This is a genomic window from Clostridium ihumii AP5, assembly GCF_000612845.1.
Taxonomy (GTDB): Bacteria; Bacillota; Clostridia; order Clostridiales; family Clostridiaceae; genus Clostridium_J; species Clostridium_J ihumii.
Map to the genome: position 1 here is coordinate 97,540 of NZ_CCAT010000045.1, position 17,015 is coordinate 114,554.

14 protein-coding genes are annotated in these 17,015 nt (G+C 24.7%); 1 reads left to right on the forward strand and 13 read right to left on the reverse strand.

From position 1 onward, the window contains the following. Positions 1-560: 560 nt before the first annotated feature. The 13 genes from BN346_RS08335 to BN346_RS08395 all read right to left on the reverse strand — a co-directional run bounded on the left by BN346_RS08335 (position 561) and on the right by BN346_RS08395 (position 14,285). Positions 561-1,583 (reverse strand): threonine aldolase family protein, encoded by a 1,023-nt coding sequence (locus BN346_RS08335; protein ID WP_040327817.1) that lies wholly within the window; start codon positions 1,581-1,583, stop codon positions 561-563. Positions 1,584-1,669: 86 nt separating this feature from the next. Continuing rightward, positions 1,670-2,611 carry a GTP-binding protein gene (locus BN346_RS08340; protein WP_040327819.1) on the reverse strand — a complete coding sequence of 314 codons (942 nt, stop codon included), beginning with the start codon at positions 2,609-2,611 and terminating at the stop codon, positions 1,670-1,672. 569 nt (positions 2,612-3,180) lie between these two features. Further along, on the reverse strand, positions 3,181-4,365 hold the full coding sequence (locus tag BN346_RS08345) for an ABC transporter permease (protein ID WP_040327821.1): 1,185 nt from the start codon (positions 4,363-4,365) through the stop codon (positions 3,181-3,183). A gap of 1 nt (position 4,366) precedes the next feature. Beyond that, positions 4,367-5,047 (reverse strand): ABC transporter ATP-binding protein, encoded by a 681-nt coding sequence (locus tag BN346_RS08350; RefSeq protein WP_040327822.1) that lies wholly within the window; start codon positions 5,045-5,047, stop codon positions 4,367-4,369. Further along, entirely contained in the window at positions 5,040-6,170 is a 1,131-nt protein-coding gene (locus BN346_RS08355; protein ID WP_040327823.1) for an efflux RND transporter periplasmic adaptor subunit, read from the reverse strand. The genes BN346_RS08350 and BN346_RS08355 overlap by 8 nt, the downstream gene beginning before the upstream one ends. 41 nt (positions 6,171-6,211) lie before the next feature. Next, on the reverse strand, positions 6,212-7,270 hold the full coding sequence (locus BN346_RS08360; RefSeq protein ID WP_051540191.1) for a LolA family protein: 1,059 nt from the start codon (positions 7,268-7,270) through the stop codon (positions 6,212-6,214). 43 nt (positions 7,271-7,313) lie between these two features. Beyond that, on the reverse strand, positions 7,314-8,786 hold the full coding sequence (locus BN346_RS08365) for a HAMP domain-containing sensor histidine kinase (protein WP_040327825.1): 1,473 nt from the start codon (positions 8,784-8,786) through the stop codon (positions 7,314-7,316). Then, entirely contained in the window at positions 8,783-9,487 is a 705-nt protein-coding gene (locus tag BN346_RS08370) for a response regulator transcription factor (protein ID WP_040327827.1), read from the reverse strand. Before BN346_RS08370 ends, BN346_RS08365 begins: the two co-directional genes overlap by 4 nt. A gap of 469 nt (positions 9,488-9,956) precedes the next feature. After that, positions 9,957-10,388, reverse strand: coding sequence for a hypothetical protein (locus BN346_RS08375; RefSeq protein WP_040327829.1), 432 nt, complete (start codon positions 10,386-10,388; stop codon positions 9,957-9,959). A gap of 126 nt (positions 10,389-10,514) precedes the next feature. Beyond that, positions 10,515-11,483, reverse strand: a complete 969-nt coding sequence (locus tag BN346_RS08380) for a DUF2971 domain-containing protein (RefSeq protein WP_040327830.1) — start codon at positions 11,481-11,483, stop codon at positions 10,515-10,517. A 383-nt stretch (positions 11,484-11,866) separates the two neighbouring features. After that, positions 11,867-12,622, reverse strand: coding sequence for a hypothetical protein (locus BN346_RS08385; protein WP_040327831.1), 756 nt, complete (start codon positions 12,620-12,622; stop codon positions 11,867-11,869). Between the two features lie 339 nt (positions 12,623-12,961). After that, on the reverse strand, positions 12,962-13,402 hold the full coding sequence (locus BN346_RS08390; RefSeq protein ID WP_040327833.1) for a DUF134 domain-containing protein: 441 nt from the start codon (positions 13,400-13,402) through the stop codon (positions 12,962-12,964). A 154-nt stretch (positions 13,403-13,556) separates the two neighbouring features. After that, on the reverse strand, positions 13,557-14,285 hold the full coding sequence (locus tag BN346_RS08395) for an HAD-IB family hydrolase (protein ID WP_040327835.1): 729 nt from the start codon (positions 14,283-14,285) through the stop codon (positions 13,557-13,559). Positions 14,286-14,553: 268 nt separating this feature from the next. On the opposite strand from BN346_RS08395, the gene BN346_RS08400 reads away from it, so the two are divergent. Next, a complete protein-coding gene (locus BN346_RS08400) occupies positions 14,554-16,995 on the forward strand; it encodes an ABC transporter substrate-binding protein (RefSeq protein WP_040327837.1) in 2,442 nt (813 codons plus the stop codon). The last annotated feature ends 20 nt before the right edge of the window (positions 16,996-17,015 follow it).

Here is a 17,015-nt window from a genome sequence, read left to right on the forward strand (position 1 = left end):
ATATAAATAGATAATACAATTAACAAATTTTAATTTTTCTCCTGTTATAGGATTCCAATTTCAAATTTATAATTATTAATTCCAAAACTTGGACACCCTCAAGAGTGCTACTAGCTCGAAATCGTTTTTAATTGATCATTTATTTTGAATACAATATATTTACAGCTAAAATAATAGTTTTAAATTCCAGCTTGTTTCCCTATAATTTGCTTAGCAAATTATCATGAAATTTGATTTTTAAAACTGATACTTCAGTTTTATCGTTAATTGTTAATCTTTGTACAATACTTCAAACTCTCTCTTTCTCAAATGAAATACGAGTAATTGTATTTTACATCTTGGATTCCTATAATATCTATTAATTATAATAAACCCTCATTCAAAATTTTGCAATACATTTTTTAAAAAATTTCATTTTATAGGTTATTTCCTACCTTATTATAATCATTATGAAATTTTATTTTTATTGCTATTTCAATGTTGGTGCTTTTTATTCATTGTGATACACTAATTATGTGTAAAAAAGCTATTAGTTAATTTTTAACTAATAGCTTTTCTTCTTATTTATTCAGATTTATAAGTGATATTAACTCATCAACATCTGCTTTTGTAGAATCAAAAGAAGCAACTAATCTAACATATTCCCCTCCACAATTAACTATGGAAGCCTTCTTATTTTCTACAATTTTTTCTTCTATATCTTTTGGCATAGTTGCAAGTATCATATTTCCATCTACTGAAAATGGCATATCTATTCCTTTTATTTTTTCTAAATTCTCTTTTAAATAATTATTTACTTCATTTGCATTCTTAGCATTGTTTTTCCATACTTCTTCATCTAAATATGCTAAAAATTGAGCTGATATAAATCTCATTTTAGAAAGCAATTGATTACTATGTTTAATCATATATTTCATATGTTTGTCTATTTCTTCATTAAAACATAATATTACTTCTCCAAACATCATTCCATTTTTAGTTCCACCAAAAGATACTATATCTATACCTGTATCAGTAACCATTTCTTTAAATGTTACATTTAGTCCTGCTGCAGCATTTGCAATTCTTGCTCCATCCATATGAACATATAAATCATTCTCTTTAGCAAAAGAACATAATTCTTTTAATTCATCTATTGTATATGCACTACCAACCTCAGTTAATTGACTAATTGTTATTATTTTAGGTTGTGAATGATGGAAATTCCCTTTATTATGTAATACTTCTTTTATAGCTTCTATTGTGATTTTTCCATCTTTATTTGGAACTGTAATTATTTTCGAACCACTTATTCTTTCAAATGCACCACATTCATCTGTATGTAAATGTGTAATATCTGTTGCAATTACAGCTTCATATGACCTTATAGCAGCTGAATTTGCTGTAACGTTAGATCCTGTTCCATTTAAAACAAAATACACACCTAAATCTTTTTTTGAAAAAATATCTCTAAATTTATTAATTGCTTTTAATGTATATTTATCTCCTCCATACGAAAATTCATGTTCACAATTTGCATTTAATAAAGCCTCCATAACCTTAGGATGAACTCCAGATACGTTATCACTTATAAAAGTTTTCATTTTTTCCCCTCCAAAACCATGTTTTTTTCATTATATTTCAAAAATACATTAAATTCTTACTAAATACAAGTACATACTTCATTATATTAAAATAATTTTTTTAGTAATTCTTTTTTTAACTCAGTTCCTATAATGCAAATATCTCCATATTTAGTGGCATTTATATTTTTCATACTTAAATCATTTGGCACATAATCAAATTGTATCAATTCATTATTGTAACTTTTTACTATTCCTTTTATTCTTAATATATGTCCATAATTATTATCTAGATTTATCTCTTTTACAATTCTTTCAATGTGTTCTTTTTTTAAAACTTTTGATGTTTTAATTATAATACTTTCAAAAGTATCATCAGCACTAATCTTTGCCTTTTTCATAACTTTCATTGGCTTAAAATTAGGTTTACTCAAATTCATATCTACCTTTTTATCATCAAATCTATTTTCATCAATTTTAAGTATTTCTTTTACTAATATATTTTCCAATGTAGATGCTATTATATTAGCTTTACTATTTAATTCTTTAATTCTTTCAACTACGCAATTTAAATTCTCTTTCAATATATTTTCTACCCTACTTAAAACAATAGTTTTTGAATTTATTATTTGATCCTTATAAAATTCTCCAAAATTATCTATATATTCATCAAAATTTTCTACATCTACTATTGTTATTATAGAATTTAAATATGCATTTTCTATTTTTATATTAAATATTTTTAAAATATCTGATAGCATTGCTACTCCTGATGGTTCTATTATTATTCTATCAGGAGTATACTGCTCCAAAATATTTTTTATACACTCTTTAAAATTTCCTATTAATGTACAACATATACACCCGCCAGTTACTTCTTCTATTTCAACTTTAGTTTCACCTAAAATTTCACTATCGATATTAACTTCACCAAATTCATTTTCTATAATAATTATTCTTTCATTTTCATCTTTTTCATCAATAATCTTTTTTATAAAAGTAGTTTTTCCTGCTCCTAAAAATCCTGAAATTAAATCTATCTTTGTCATCACAAACACCAACCTACATTTTATTTGAATTTTACTAATTTTATTCTACTACATATAATTTTTTTAATGAACATCTTTTGTAAATCATTTTAAATTTATATGTTATCATCCTAATTTTACTAATAATGGATTAATTTCTACATGAAAAAGTATTTAACCTCACCTATAAATAATTACTATTTCCTTTAATAACATTATTTTCATTTAATATTTGAAGTAATGTCTTTCTCAAATGATAGTACTAATCTTACAGTTTATTGCTATATTTATATTTGGAACCAGTTGACAATTGAAAATTGAAAATTGAAAATTGACAGTTATAGTTAATATTACTCATTTCATTCCTAATATTTAAAATGGAAATACATAAAAACTACGTTTTTATATTATTTTCAACTAATTTGCTTAGCAAATTTAATAAAAGATCATTCTTTAAAATTGGAAATCCAATTTTCACATTCACTGTCCACTGTCAATTTTAAAAAATATAGATTAAAATATACGTAACTTAAATTTCTAAAAAAAGACTGCTTATATAATTTATAAAGCAGTCTTTAAACTTTAAATATTTATTTATATATAGCCTTAATAGGATCTAACCTTGATGCATTATAAGCTGGTATCATACCAAATACTATTCCTACAATTACTGAAGTTAAAGTTGCTCCTATAAAACTTTTTGCTGTTAATATTGGTGCAAATGGTAAAAATACGCCTATAAGCTTTGAAAATAAGAATCCAAATAAAATTCCTATTAATCCTCCGAGTCCAGTAACTAAAATAGATTCAAATAAAAACTGAAGCAATATAGAGTTAGGCTTAGCCCCTATTGCTCTTCTTATTCCTATTTCTCTTTTTCTTTCAGATACAGATACATACATTATGTTCATTACTCCTATTCCACCTACAAATAATGAAATACCTGTAACTAATGCTACAAATGCAGTAAGTCCACCTATAATTTGCTCAAATGCTTTAGTTACTGCTTGTGGATCTTCCATTTCATATTTTCCATCTAATTTACCATGCGCTTTTTTCAAATATTCATTTACATCATCAAAAACTTTTTTATTCTCAAAACCTGGTTTAACATAAATATCTAAAGAATCTATAAAATCCTTTTTATTCATATTTTCTTTAATTTTCTGTGGTACATAACTCATACCTCCAGTTAAAGAAAAATCAGATGCCTTTTTTAACACTCCTATAACTTCATAGGTTAAACCATCAATAGTTACTCCTCTACCTATAGGATTTTCACCATTTTTAAATAACTGTTTTGAAACTTCGCAATCTAATATTATACATTTTTTATTTTCATCATTATCATCAAAAGTTCTTCCAAGCTCAATATCTAATTTTTCATCTTTGTATCCATCAAATACAACAAACGTACTTTTATCAAAATATCTTGCTTCAGATGCTGAAAAATTAAATCCACCACCCATACCTTTACTTTGTTCTGCCTTTTGAACTCCTTCAATTTTAGCTATATCGTATATATCTGACTGTGAAAATGGTTGAACCAATGACATGTCCATATCATAATTTTCTGGAATAAATCTAATGTTAATCTTATTAGAATTAGTATCTTCAACTGTTGAATTTACCTTTGCCTTTAAACCATCACCTATGGAAAGTATGGTTACTACAGAACTTATACCTATGATTATTCCTATCATTGTTAGAAATACTCTTAATTTATGGGATTTTAAACTATAAATAGATGTTTTTATTAAATTTATTATAGACATATCAATTCACCTCTGCTACTAAACCATCTTTTATATGGATTATTTTACTAGCATACTTCTTTAAATCTTCATCATGAGTAACCATAATTATAGTTTTATTTTCCTTATTCAATTTAGTCAAAAGTTCCATTATTTCAGTACCTGTAGCACTGTCTAATGCCCCTGTAGGTTCATCTGCAAAAATTACATATGGATCATTTATAAGTGCTCTTGCTATAGCTATACGTTGCTGTTGTCCACCAGATAACTCAGATGGTTTCCTGTTTTTTTTATCTAACAAACCAACAATATCTAAATATTTCTCTACTAATTTATTTCTTTCCTTTATAGATACATTTCCCTTATACAAAAGTGGCAATTCCACATTTTGACCTATAGTAAGTGATTCTATAAGATGAAATTGTTGAAATATAAATCCTATATATGCATTTCTTAATTCAGATTTCTCATTTTCACTTAAATTAGTAACATCTTTTCCATTGAAAGTGTATGTACCACTATCAAATCTATCTAAAAATCCTAATATATTCATAAGTGTAGTTTTACCACTACCCGACTTTCCCATTATCATTAAAAATTCACCTTGTGGTATGTCAATATTTATATCTTTTAATGCATGTAATTTCATAGATTTCATAAAATAATATTTGTTTATATCTCTAAGCTCAATAACATTATTCAAGTACATCCCCTTCTTTCATTTCTGAAGTTGGATTCTTAACAATAACATCATTTTCACTTAATCCACTTTTTATAATAACTTCATCTTCATTAATTTTTTCTGTTTCTACTAACTGCTTTTTAGCTTTTTTATCTGTATTTTTGAATACATATTCTTTTCCATCTTCTTCTATAATGCACGTTTTTGGTATTTTTACAGTTGAATCACCTAAATTAACTGTTGCTTGAACATGGAAGCCATTAGTTAAGTTCTCTTGACTGTCTAATGCTATATTAACTCCATAATAAGATATATCTTGTGATGCTCCTTGCACAGCTCCTACAGACATTTCCTGCGATAATGGTCTATTATCAACATAAGATATTTTTCCTTTAACTTCTTTATTAGTTGACAATACAATTATATTTGCTACCTTATCTTTACTTATTTTAGGTTGTTCTTTCTCACTAACTTTTCCTCTTACATAAAAATTAGATGTTTCAACTATTATATATGGCATTGTTGGATCCTTTGCATCTTTGTTTAAAATAATTTTTCCATCTATAGGTGATAATACACTGCTATATTCTTTTTCTGATAGATGATTTATTTGCTCTTGTAGTGAATTTACTTGAGCTTGTAATGAAGATATTTGATTATCAAATTCTTCAAGCTGACTTTCATCTACAACTGGCATTGGTACTTCTCCACTAGGCACTTTTAGATTTTTTTGTGAATTTATTTTTTGTCTTGCTTTTTCTTTCTGATTTTGTAATTGTTCTATTTGAAGCTTAGCAGTATCTATTTGACCTTTAATTCCATAAACCTGCTCTGTTATAGCTTCATTTTTATATGTAAATAATAACTGATCTTTTTTTACTACTTGTCCATTTTCTACAGATAATTCATTTACACTTCCTTTAGTTGCATCTAAAAATATTTTTTCACTTTTTTGTGGCTCTATAACACCATTTACATATACTTTTTCACTAGATGGCACTGTGTACATTTCCAAACTATTTTTCTCTTTACTTTCTGAGTGTTTTTTTAATCCATAAATTCCCATTGAACTAATTAACACTATAACAATTATTGTTGAAATTATTAAGTATTTCTTATTTTTACTTTTAATTTTGTTTTCCATTGATTTCCCCCTAAAATTATTATGATTTTTATAATAAATTGTTAACTTAATTCTTTAAGTTTTTCTACAATTTCCTTTAACTGTTTTGTATTTATATTTGGTGCTATTGTAAATACGTTATATGTTAGACCATTTTCATTCCAAGATATTATTTTGAAATCATTTGACTCCATACATAAACCTTCTGTATTTCTCACCTTTAATTTTTGTTCATTTGAAAATATCTCATCATTTTCAATACTTCTTTGTTTGAACACACTTATACTAAATGCTTCTATATCATTTATATCCGTATATACTTCAGTGAATTCATCATCTGTTAAATCATTACCCTTTATATACTCTATCCTATTTAACTTGTAGTCATTACCTTTGTAAATTAAAGGCTTTATTCCTAATTTACTACTTAATTCATCTACTGTAATTATTTTGTTTTCTTCCATTTCATCAGTATTTGTAATCTTTACATCTTTTGGCATATCAATATTAAAAATTTTATCATCTATATCTACATCAAAATCTAGTTTAGTATATTCCATACAAATAGTAATATTTCCTGAGTTAGTAATCGACTTTACTATAAACCACCGCTCCTTATCAATCCAATATTCTACATCTCCAAATAAAGAATTACTATTTTTAGGTTTTCCATATAAATGATATACTTTTCTTTCATTTAACTTTTCTTCACCTTTATTTTCTATTAAATGAGTTTTATTTATTCTTTCAAGTTCATTCATAACCATATCTTTTGAGTTTTTAGGTATACTATTACTTTTGAGTACACTACTTTTTATTAACTCATTTTCATTTTTCATATATATAGCTATAGTTTTACCATCTGAAACTACTGTACTATTTTCACTATCTGAAATAATATCTGTTCTTTCTTTATTATCACTAGAAACCCATTCTTTCATAACATATTCATAGGTTTTCTTTTTGTTTTCATAGTTTTCAATTTTAGCTTCTCCATAATAACTACTTGATTTTTCATTACTTCCTACTACTCTCGTTATTATTTCTTCTGGGATTATAGCTTTTGTCATTTTGTTATTTTCATTTTCATTACATCCAACTAATGTTAGTGCTAATAACATTACAATTGCTGTTAAATATCTTTTTATAATATGTACACCTCCTTTAAACTAATTCTATTTTGTACATTGGAATTATACAAGCAATTAAAGTACCAATTTCATCGTTAGATATAAGCTTTATAATTCCTTCATGTTTTTCTATAATTAGCTTTACTATACTTAATCCAAGACCTGTACCATTGTTGTTTTTTTTATTTCTTGAATCATCACTTTGATAAAAAGCATCAAATATTCTTTCTTTTTCTTTATCTTCAATTGGACTTCCATCATTTCGTACAAATATAATTAAAGAATTTTTTCTCATTTCATCTAATTGATTTATAATATTATATCCAAGACTTACAGGTAATTTATACTGCTCTGAATATGCTCCAAGCTCAATAGTTCCTCCTAAAGGTACATATCTTAATGCATTATTTATAAGATTGTCTACAACTCTTATCATAGACTTTACTTCTACATTAACTTCTCCAATTACATTTATATTTTTTACAAGTTTAGCACCTTTAGATTCTATCAGTTCATTATAACCATAAAAAAGCATATCCATAAATTCTTCACAATCAACCTCAACTTTTTCTAGTACATATTGATTATTCAAAATTGTATATGTAAAAAGCTCATCCAACATATTTTTCATATAATCACTTTTATTTATAATTACAGATGTATATAAACCTACATCACTTTTAGATAAATTTTCATATTCCTTTAAAGCCTCTCCATATGCTCTAATTGCTGTAAGTGGCGTTTTTAAATCATGTGATATAGCAGCAATTAAATATTCTTTATCTTTTTGCTGCATTTCTAATTCCTTTTTACTTTTATCAATATCATCTTTCATCTTTAAAAAGTGATTTATTAAATCACCAATTTCATCATTTTTATTGTAATCAATTGAAATATCACTTTCCCCTTTTGCATAGAACTTCATAGCAGAAGTAAGCTTTTTTATAGGTTTTGTTAGTTTTTTATTTAAAATATACATTATAAAAATAAATAGTAATATTAATATTAAAACAAATATTGTTATAGCAATAATACATACATTATTTACATTTTCAACTAATTTGTTTCTAACTATAGTAATTTCATAAATTCCTACTATATCACCATTTAAGAAAACTGGTTTCTTTATAGTATTAGCCCTATATCCTCTTTGAAACTCATATAAATTTCTATACAAGTGTTCATTGCTTGATAGAAATACACCTTGATCATTAAATTGAGTATTAGATGAATATATTTTCGCACCTAAATTATTATATAAATCAATCTGTATCATATCCAAATCTTCATCTTTTAATATATTTAAGTTTTTATTTACTTTAATATACAAATTAGGATTTTCTAATATTTTCTCGTATTTTTGAATTTTATTTATTGAAGTCATATAATCATTAAATTCTACATTTTCACTACAATATCTAATAGCTTTATAAATTAAAAAACCTGTAATGATTGGAATTATCATAACTATTACATATGATAAAGTAAGCCATTTCTTTACTCTCATAGTATTCTTTCTCCAATAAACTTATATCCAACTCCCCATACTGTTTGTATATACTTAGGATTTTTTACATCCTCTTTTATTTTTTGTCTCAGTTCTTTAATGTGTACTGTAACTGTATTATTTCCTTCACAATTCATCTCATTCCACACATTTTCATATAATTCACTCTTTCTAAATGCATATTGTTCGTTTTGAGCTAACAATAACAATAAGTTAAATTCCTTTGCTGTTAATTCAACTTCCTCTTCATTTATTAAAACTCTCATTTCATCTTTTATTATAGTTAACCCATCTTTATAATACCATTTTTCATTATCTATATTTATATTTCTTCCTCTTTTATATCTGTTTATCGCATTTTCAACTCTAGCTTCCAACTCTAATAGACTAAATGGTTTCACCATATAGTCATCTGCTCCTATTTTTAATCCTTTAACTTTATCAAATTCATCTTTTTTTGCACTTAATATAATAATAGGAATGTTACTTAATAATCTAACATTCTTACACACATCAAATCCATTCATCTCAGGAAGCATAATATCTAAAATAATAAGATCATAACTATTCTGTTTGAAGTCTTCTAATCCTTCTTTTCCACTAGATGCCCAATTCACATTATACTTTTCTCTTTTAAAATGATCTTTTATAATTGTTGCGATTTCTATATCATCTTCTACAATTAATATATTTCCTTTCATATTCTTATCCTCCTATACGAGATTATATAAAATACTAAGTATTTAAGTGTAAAACTTTATAAATTCTTTATAATTATACCATGTAGAAAAATATTTCTAAATTTAAAGATATTATTATAGGGTTACAATCTAAAATTTTAAATAATACATTTATCAATTGAAAAACTTTTTTTCTTTCATTGAAATTTTTATGAATAATGTTTTAACTAATTACTGCTTTATTTACTACCATTATTCTTATTTAATATTTGGAATAAATTATAAACTAAGAAGTAAGGGTGAATAGTTATAGTGGCTATTACTCACTTTCTTCCTAATATCTAAAAACTTTATTGCTCATTGTTAATTTTGTACAAAACTTTTAATTGTTTCTTCTTAATTGAAATAACATTATTTTCATTTTATATTTTTATAAAAATATAAATTAAACCTACTTCTTTTAAATTCTTGGCTTTATAATGTATAAACTTTACATATCTTTATCCATATTCAAATTGCTACAGCCAAATCCAAATATATGTCTTTTCCTATATATACAAATTCCCATTAATATAGGAAATATTAATGAACTTATTAATATTGATATATAAAATCCATTTAGTATTATAGGATATATTATATTAATCATTTGAATTGTAAAATACCCATATACACCTAATGCTTTTCTTCTCAAAATTAATATAATTGATATAAACATTATAATTGAAGTAATAATTGATATGTTCAACTGTAAACTAGATAATGTTATTCCTGCTGCTTCCATTTGTTGCAATTCTGAAATTTTATCTTTAAAAACTAATGTGCTTACAACTCCAAATATAAATAGAATAAAACACACAATATGTATTATACATATTGTTAAAATCCCTGCACCTAACTTTTCTTTTTTTACATTTTCCATAAATCTTTCCCCCTCATTTGTCATAGATTTATTATATATGCAACTTATATATATTCTTGAAATTTTATACATTCTTTATAAATAAAAAAAGTAGTAAATACTTTTCTTTTAAGTATCTACTACTCTTTATCTATATGGTATTTCAGATTTTAATATTTTAACTCCATTAGAATAATGCTTATTTTCATCCATTTCAATAGGTTTATATTTTTGAATTTCTAAAAATCTTTTTAATCCTTTTGATGCCATTTGCATATTACTTTTTGGTCCTATCGTTATAGATTTTATAGGTATTCTCCCTATTTTGTTAAATCTATCCATAAGTGCAATTTGTATATATGGTACAATAACACCATTTCTATTTGTAAACATAACTAATTTGCTATAACTTTTTTTGTTAAGAGTGTATACTAACCTATACTCCTCCTCTTGTTCAAATCCTGGATGCTTAAATATATTCATAAAATGAATCAATGTTTTTAAAGCTTCCCTTCTTATAACATTTCTTGCTGTACTATCTAACTCTATATCATCATTAAAAGAATAATTTAATGCTTCAATTAATTCTTTTAAGATTACTTTTTGCTTTTTTACATCATAAATAACTTTTCCAAAAGATTTACTATCTAAACAGTTTTCTAAATCATAGGCTTCTTCATTTGAATTTATTATACTTATATATCTTCTCTTAGAAGCTGTTTCAAATACTTCTTGCATATTCATTTCAATATTATAGCCTTCAAAATTAGTATAATTTCCCCAAAGAGCAATAGAATCTTTATTTATGGAAAAACTTAAAATAAATTTATACTTTAATGATTGCTCTATCATTCTTTTTAATAAGTTTATATTCATATACTTTTTATCTAAGGTTTCGTATATTTTTTCAATAATTCCAATACTATACAATATTTCTTCTCTATCATTTAAAAATTCACTATTTGTAAGTCTCAACGATTTTTTTTCTAAAATTTCATATAATGCATTAATATTTGTATAATGATATACTTTTACACCATCTAAATTGTTATCTGTATAAAAATGCTTAAAAATATCTTCACCTAATTCAGTATAAAGTTTATTGAAGTCCTCCATAAAAGCACCTCCTATAGGGTTCCAAGTTTGAAGTTTAAATAACATTTTTATCAAGTGATATTATTAAGCTTACAGTTTATTCTATTATAATATTTGGAACCAATTAACAACTAACAGTTAACAATTAACAATGATGGTTAATATTATTCACCTTTGTTCCTAATATTTATGAATAGAATTCCATAAAAACTACGTTTTTATATTGTTTTCAATCTAATTTGCTTAGCAAATTATCATAAAATTTGATTCAAATAAACTGAGACTTCAGTTTTATCCTTCATTGTTAATTGTTCATCGTTAATTGTTAATTTTGTATAATACTTTAAATTGCTCTTTCTCAACTGAAACATGAATAACTTAGAGTTTAAACTTAAATTTCTAAATTAATCTACATATAAATCTTTTGCATTTTCATTAAATATATTCAAGTGAATTTTATAATTTTCTTTGCTAACTATTTTTTTATAATAAATCTTTCCACTATTTATTTTATGCTCCTCATTAGAACCTATGAATATATTACAATTTTCACAAGTATATATTTCATTTATATTTTTTATTCCTTCTAATGTAGACAATTGAAACTCTTTTCCCTGTTCAAATATTGCTTTTTGTAAATTTTCTTTACATTTTGGACAAATGCACTTAGATGTTTCAAATTTACTATGAAGTTTAGAAAATTTATATGTATTTTGATCTTCTTCTATATTTAAATCAATTAAAACAAAAGGTCCTGCACTCTTAGCTATTTCACCTTCTATTTTCTTCCCATACTTTTCATTAATTATCCATGAATGATTTTCTTTTAAAAATTCTATAACACTTTTCCAATCACTATTATAATCTAAAAAGCTCTTTAAAATTAAATCTTCCATACTTGAACTAAACATTATTGGTCTATACATTTCTACAAACACTAATAGTATTCTTTGATCTACTTCACTAGATAAAGGTTCATAATACCTCTTTAATATAACAGCTGCTACATACTCAAAACATTTATCATCAAAAGTTGCCTCTAATTTTGTAATATTATAAAACCAATTATACGTTTTATCTGATAAAGCTTTTATTTGTTCCTTCTTTAAATTCTTACAATAATCCAAAAAATTTTTTTGCTTAAAAGTGTATTGTGTCATTTTCATTAACTCCTTGTTTAATATAATATATGTGGTTCCAAGTTCAAATTCAAAGTAATCTCTTTCTCAAATGATATTATTTATTCTATTATCATGGTTGGAACCAATTAACAGTTAGCAATTAACAATGATATTGAATATCTCTGGGGATTGAAATCCCCGCTACAATGTTTTATTTGAACTTCAAATAAAATTAATATAATATTTATCCATAAAAAGTTCATTTTGGAGAATAAATTCCCCATTATAATATTCTTACTAACCATAGTTTTAATAGTAAATATAACTATTACTTTGAATATTTTATAAAATTTATTTTTCAGCTTTTAACCCTATAGTTTATTTTTTATTTGTGCACCATTTACCGCAGAAATTTGCTTTTTTTCTGCAAACAACTTTATTGCTACTGCAATTTGGGCATTTATATCTATCATTTTCATAGTTTATACTATAAATTTCTCCACATTCCATACATTTAAATTTACACATATTAGTTGTATAATTTCCCCCAGCTATCTTAATAGCCTTCCCCTCTGTCAAAGCTAAAGCTACTTTTTCCCTAGCACTTTCAATTATATTTTGAAATGTTTGTCTAGATACTTCCATTTTTTTAGCACAATCTTCTTGATTCAATTTTTCTATATCTTTAAGCCTCATGGCTTCTAATTCTTCTACTTTTAATGTAACTTCTTCAAGCTGACATTTAGATTTTCCAAAAGGTATAAAATAGTTATTTTCTGGAAAACTTTCAACTTTTCTAATTTTTATTGGTCTAACCATAACCTTTATTTAAAATCCTCCTATTTTTATAAAATTACTTCTTTTATAGCATATCATATATTTTATTACTATCCCAAACATTTAAATTATAAACTTTTTCAAATTATAAAAGCTGTATTAAAATAATACAATATTATTCTAATACAGCTCCTTCTTATGAAAATTTTATATTATTTATATCTAAATTATATGTTACATCTTTTCTTTCAACTATAACATTTATCTTTTCTGATATTTCCTTATTATTTATTACTTTACCTAAAAGCTCTTTAGTTGGATTTATTGCATATGGAGTTCCAACTAATTCGAACATTGTATAATCTCCAGATGTGTCACCATAAGCAAAACTTTTTTCAAGATCTATATTATATTTTTCAATTAGCTCATTTATTGCATTTTCTTTACTAACAGAATCCCACATTGGAATTATTTCTCCTGTATATGTATCATTTTCATCTTTTAAATATATAGATCCTCTAAAATCATCCATATTATATTTATTAGACATTTCTCTTACAAGTTCTATTGGTGAACCAGATATAGCTATAACTTTATGTCCTTGTTCTTTATGCCACTTTATTCTTTCCCTTGTAAAAGTATACACTCTATCACCTTTTTGCTCTATAACTTTTTTAGCTATATATTCAATGTGATGCCTATCTATTCCTTTTATTGCTTCTACATAAATATCTACCATTTTTAATAAATAATCATCATAGTCACCTTGTCTTTTGTCCCATTTTAGAAATGCTGGTCTAACATCTCTATACCATTTTTTCTCTTCTACCAATTCATATTTTATTATTTTTTTAAAAACCTCTGTTATTAATCCTTCTCTATAAATAGTACCATCTATATCAAAAAATGCTGCTATATTTTTCATTTCTAAATTCTCCCCTCATATTTTATCGATTTAATAAATTTTATCACATATTTTCAAAAATACAATTATTTATATTATTAAACTTTAAAATTAAAATAAATTTACAAATTATTTATAATTTATTTAGTTTTGATAATATTTTTTTATTATTGAACTATTTTAACATTAATATTATAATCATATTATGACTAAAATGGAATTATTATGTACAGATGTTCTTGATTTTTTATAAATCGTTCATATTCAATTAACATTAGGAGGAAATTTTATGTTCTCATTATTGAAAAATAAAAAATTTAAAAATGACAGTAATGAAACTGCCGTTAAAATTGAAACATTAGACTCTTCTATAAATAATTTTGATTTTTCTTCTTATAATCAAAAAATTTCTTTAACTAAATTAAACAAAAGAGTAGAGGAATCTTATTTTTCTATTGAAAACCTTATAAGGTCTATAAATTCTATAAATTCTGCTGTAAATGAACAAGCAAAATCCATAAATACAGTTATACAAGAATTTGAAAATTACTCTGCTCTTGCAGAAGAAATTTCAGCAAGCATATCTACATCAACTGAACAATCTGAAGAAACTATAACTAAAGTTGATATAGGTATAAATTCTATTTCCAAAACAATAGATGCTATGTTTAATATTATTAAATCCGTAACTTACATAAAAGATGAAGTTACTACATTAAATAATAAAATAGAAAACATCAATGATATATTAGTTCAAATGAAACAAATTTCAAAACAAACCAATCTCTTAGCTTTAAATGCATCTATAGAATCTGCTAGAGCTGGAGAATATGGTAAAAGCTTTGGTGTTGTTGCAAATGAAGTTAAAAATCTAGCAACTCAAAGTCAAAGCTTTGTTGAAAATATTGAAAATATAATTTCAGAAATAAATTTAAGTGTTAATAATACATCACAAACTATTAAGGACAGTGATAAATTAATTAATGATGGTATAAATTTAGCTCAAGATACTACTACATCATTTAATGATATATCTAATGCAACTAAAAATACTCAACTTATAATAAAGGAAATAAGTGATTCTATTGAAGATCAATTAAAATCTGTAGACTATATAGCTAATTGTACAAATGATATGAAAGATATATCTGAAAAAGCTTTTGGACTTATAGAAAATTCTATGATTAATTCTCAATTTGCTAAAACTTCAGTTGATTCATTTGTAAACCTTTGTACAAATATAAATATTAAAGATTGCTCTAATTTAAGTAAACCTAAAACAAAACTAAGAACTTCTTTAAAAGTTTGTAATCTTCCACTAGATGCAGCATTAACATATAGTGTTGACGAAGCCATAGTTCTTTTCAATGTATGCTCTCAACTTCTAATTCAAAGACATACCTCTGAAGTAAGTGCAGGCATAGCAAAAACTTGGTACTTAAATGATGATAATTTAACTTGGAGTTTTAAACTTAAAGATAATGTAAAATTTCATGATGGAAGTAAATTAACTGCTAATGATGTTAAATTTTCTTTTGAAAGACTATGCGATCCAAAATTAAATGCAGCTAATCATTGGTTATTATCTTCAATAGAAGGTGTAGATGATTTTAAATCTGGAAAATCTAATCATATAAGTGGAATAAAAATTATTGATAATTACACTATAGATATAAAATTAAGTTACTCATATTCTGGTTTTTTAAAGAATTTAACTCAAGTATCTTGTTCAATTTATAGTGAAAATGCATTTAAAACAAATAAGAAACTTGTGGCTTGTGGTGCATATGAGATAACTTCAAAATCATCAAATAGATTAACTTTAGAAGCCTTTGAGGATTACTATGGCGGACGCGCTTATGTAGATGAAATTGAAATTGTAGATGAAGATAAAACTATTGCTGAATTAATAAATGAAGACAAAATAGATTTTCATAAAATAGCTACACTTAATAAGAAAATTCTATCATTATGTGATGAACATCAAGATTTAAAATTAAACGTATTTCCATCACTACTAACTAATATGTATTTCATAAACTTTAAAAAGAACAGTATTTTTTCAAACAATAATTTAGTTAGACAAGCTCTTAACTACGCAATAGATAAAAGTGCTTTAATAAAAACATTAGCTAGTGATAATGCTGAATTCTTTAAATCTATATTTCCTAAGGCTATCTTAGATTTTAATGGTAGTGAAATTTTTAGTTATAACCCACAAAAAGCTAAAGAACTTTTAACTAAATCTGGTTATTCAAAAAGTAAAGATAAACTTAAAATATTATGCTCAAAAGAAGATTCCTACGCTGATGGAATAATAAAATATTTAGAAGCTGCTGGATTTGCTTGCGAAAGACTTATAGTTGAAAGAAATCTTCTTTCTGATCCTAATACTTATATAAAAGCTGATTTATTTCCAGCTAACTGGATAGCTGATACTGGTGATGCAGATAACTATTTAAGACCACTATTTAGCAAAAATGAAACTTTCTATAAACATGGTTATGATAGTGAAAGAGCAAATGAACTTATGGATCAGGCTGCTAGATGCATAATTCCTGATAAAAGGTATGAAATTTATAAGGACCTTAATACCACAATACTTGATGATTGTCCAGCTATTTTCTTATTTAATCCTAAATGTGGTATTATATATAACTCTAAAAAAGCTAAAAATATAATAATCAATCCAATAAATAATATTTTAATGGATGATATAATCGTAGAATAAAATGCACTTTATAAAAATAA

Bases quoted from the DNA above. Each gene is read 5' to 3' on its own strand.
- BN346_RS08335 (WP_040327817.1), bottom strand. From the start codon at position 1,583: ATGAAAACTTTTATAAGTGATAACGTATCTGGAGTTCATCCTAAGGTT.
- BN346_RS08340 (WP_040327819.1), bottom strand. From the start codon at position 2,611: ATGACAAAGATAGATTTAATTTCAGGATTTTTAGGAGCAGGAAAAACT.
- BN346_RS08345 (WP_040327821.1), bottom strand. From the start codon at position 4,365: ATGTCTATAATAAATTTAATAAAAACATCTATTTATAGTTTAAAATCC.
- BN346_RS08355 (WP_040327823.1), bottom strand. From the start codon at position 6,170: ATGGAAAACAAAATTAAAAGTAAAAATAAGAAATACTTAATAATTTCA.
- BN346_RS08360 (WP_051540191.1), bottom strand. From the start codon at position 7,270: ATGTTATTAGCACTAACATTAGTTGGATGTAATGAAAATGAAAATAAC.
- BN346_RS08365 (WP_040327825.1), bottom strand. From the start codon at position 8,786: ATGAGAGTAAAGAAATGGCTTACTTTATCATATGTAATAGTTATGATA.
- BN346_RS08370 (WP_040327827.1), bottom strand. From the start codon at position 9,487: ATGAAAGGAAATATATTAATTGTAGAAGATGATATAGAAATCGCAACA.
- BN346_RS08375 (WP_040327829.1), bottom strand. From the start codon at position 10,388: ATGGAAAATGTAAAAAAAGAAAAGTTAGGTGCAGGGATTTTAACAATA.
- BN346_RS08380 (WP_040327830.1), bottom strand. From the start codon at position 11,483: ATGGAGGACTTCAATAAACTTTATACTGAATTAGGTGAAGATATTTTT.
- BN346_RS08385 (WP_040327831.1), bottom strand. From the start codon at position 12,622: ATGACACAATACACTTTTAAGCAAAAAAATTTTTTGGATTATTGTAAG.
- BN346_RS08390 (WP_040327833.1), bottom strand. From the start codon at position 13,402: ATGGTTAGACCAATAAAAATTAGAAAAGTTGAAAGTTTTCCAGAAAAT.
- BN346_RS08395 (WP_040327835.1), bottom strand. From the start codon at position 14,285: ATGAAAAATATAGCAGCATTTTTTGATATAGATGGTACTATTTATAGA.
- BN346_RS08400 (WP_040327837.1), top strand. From the start codon at position 14,554: ATGTTCTCATTATTGAAAAATAAAAAATTTAAAAATGACAGTAATGAA.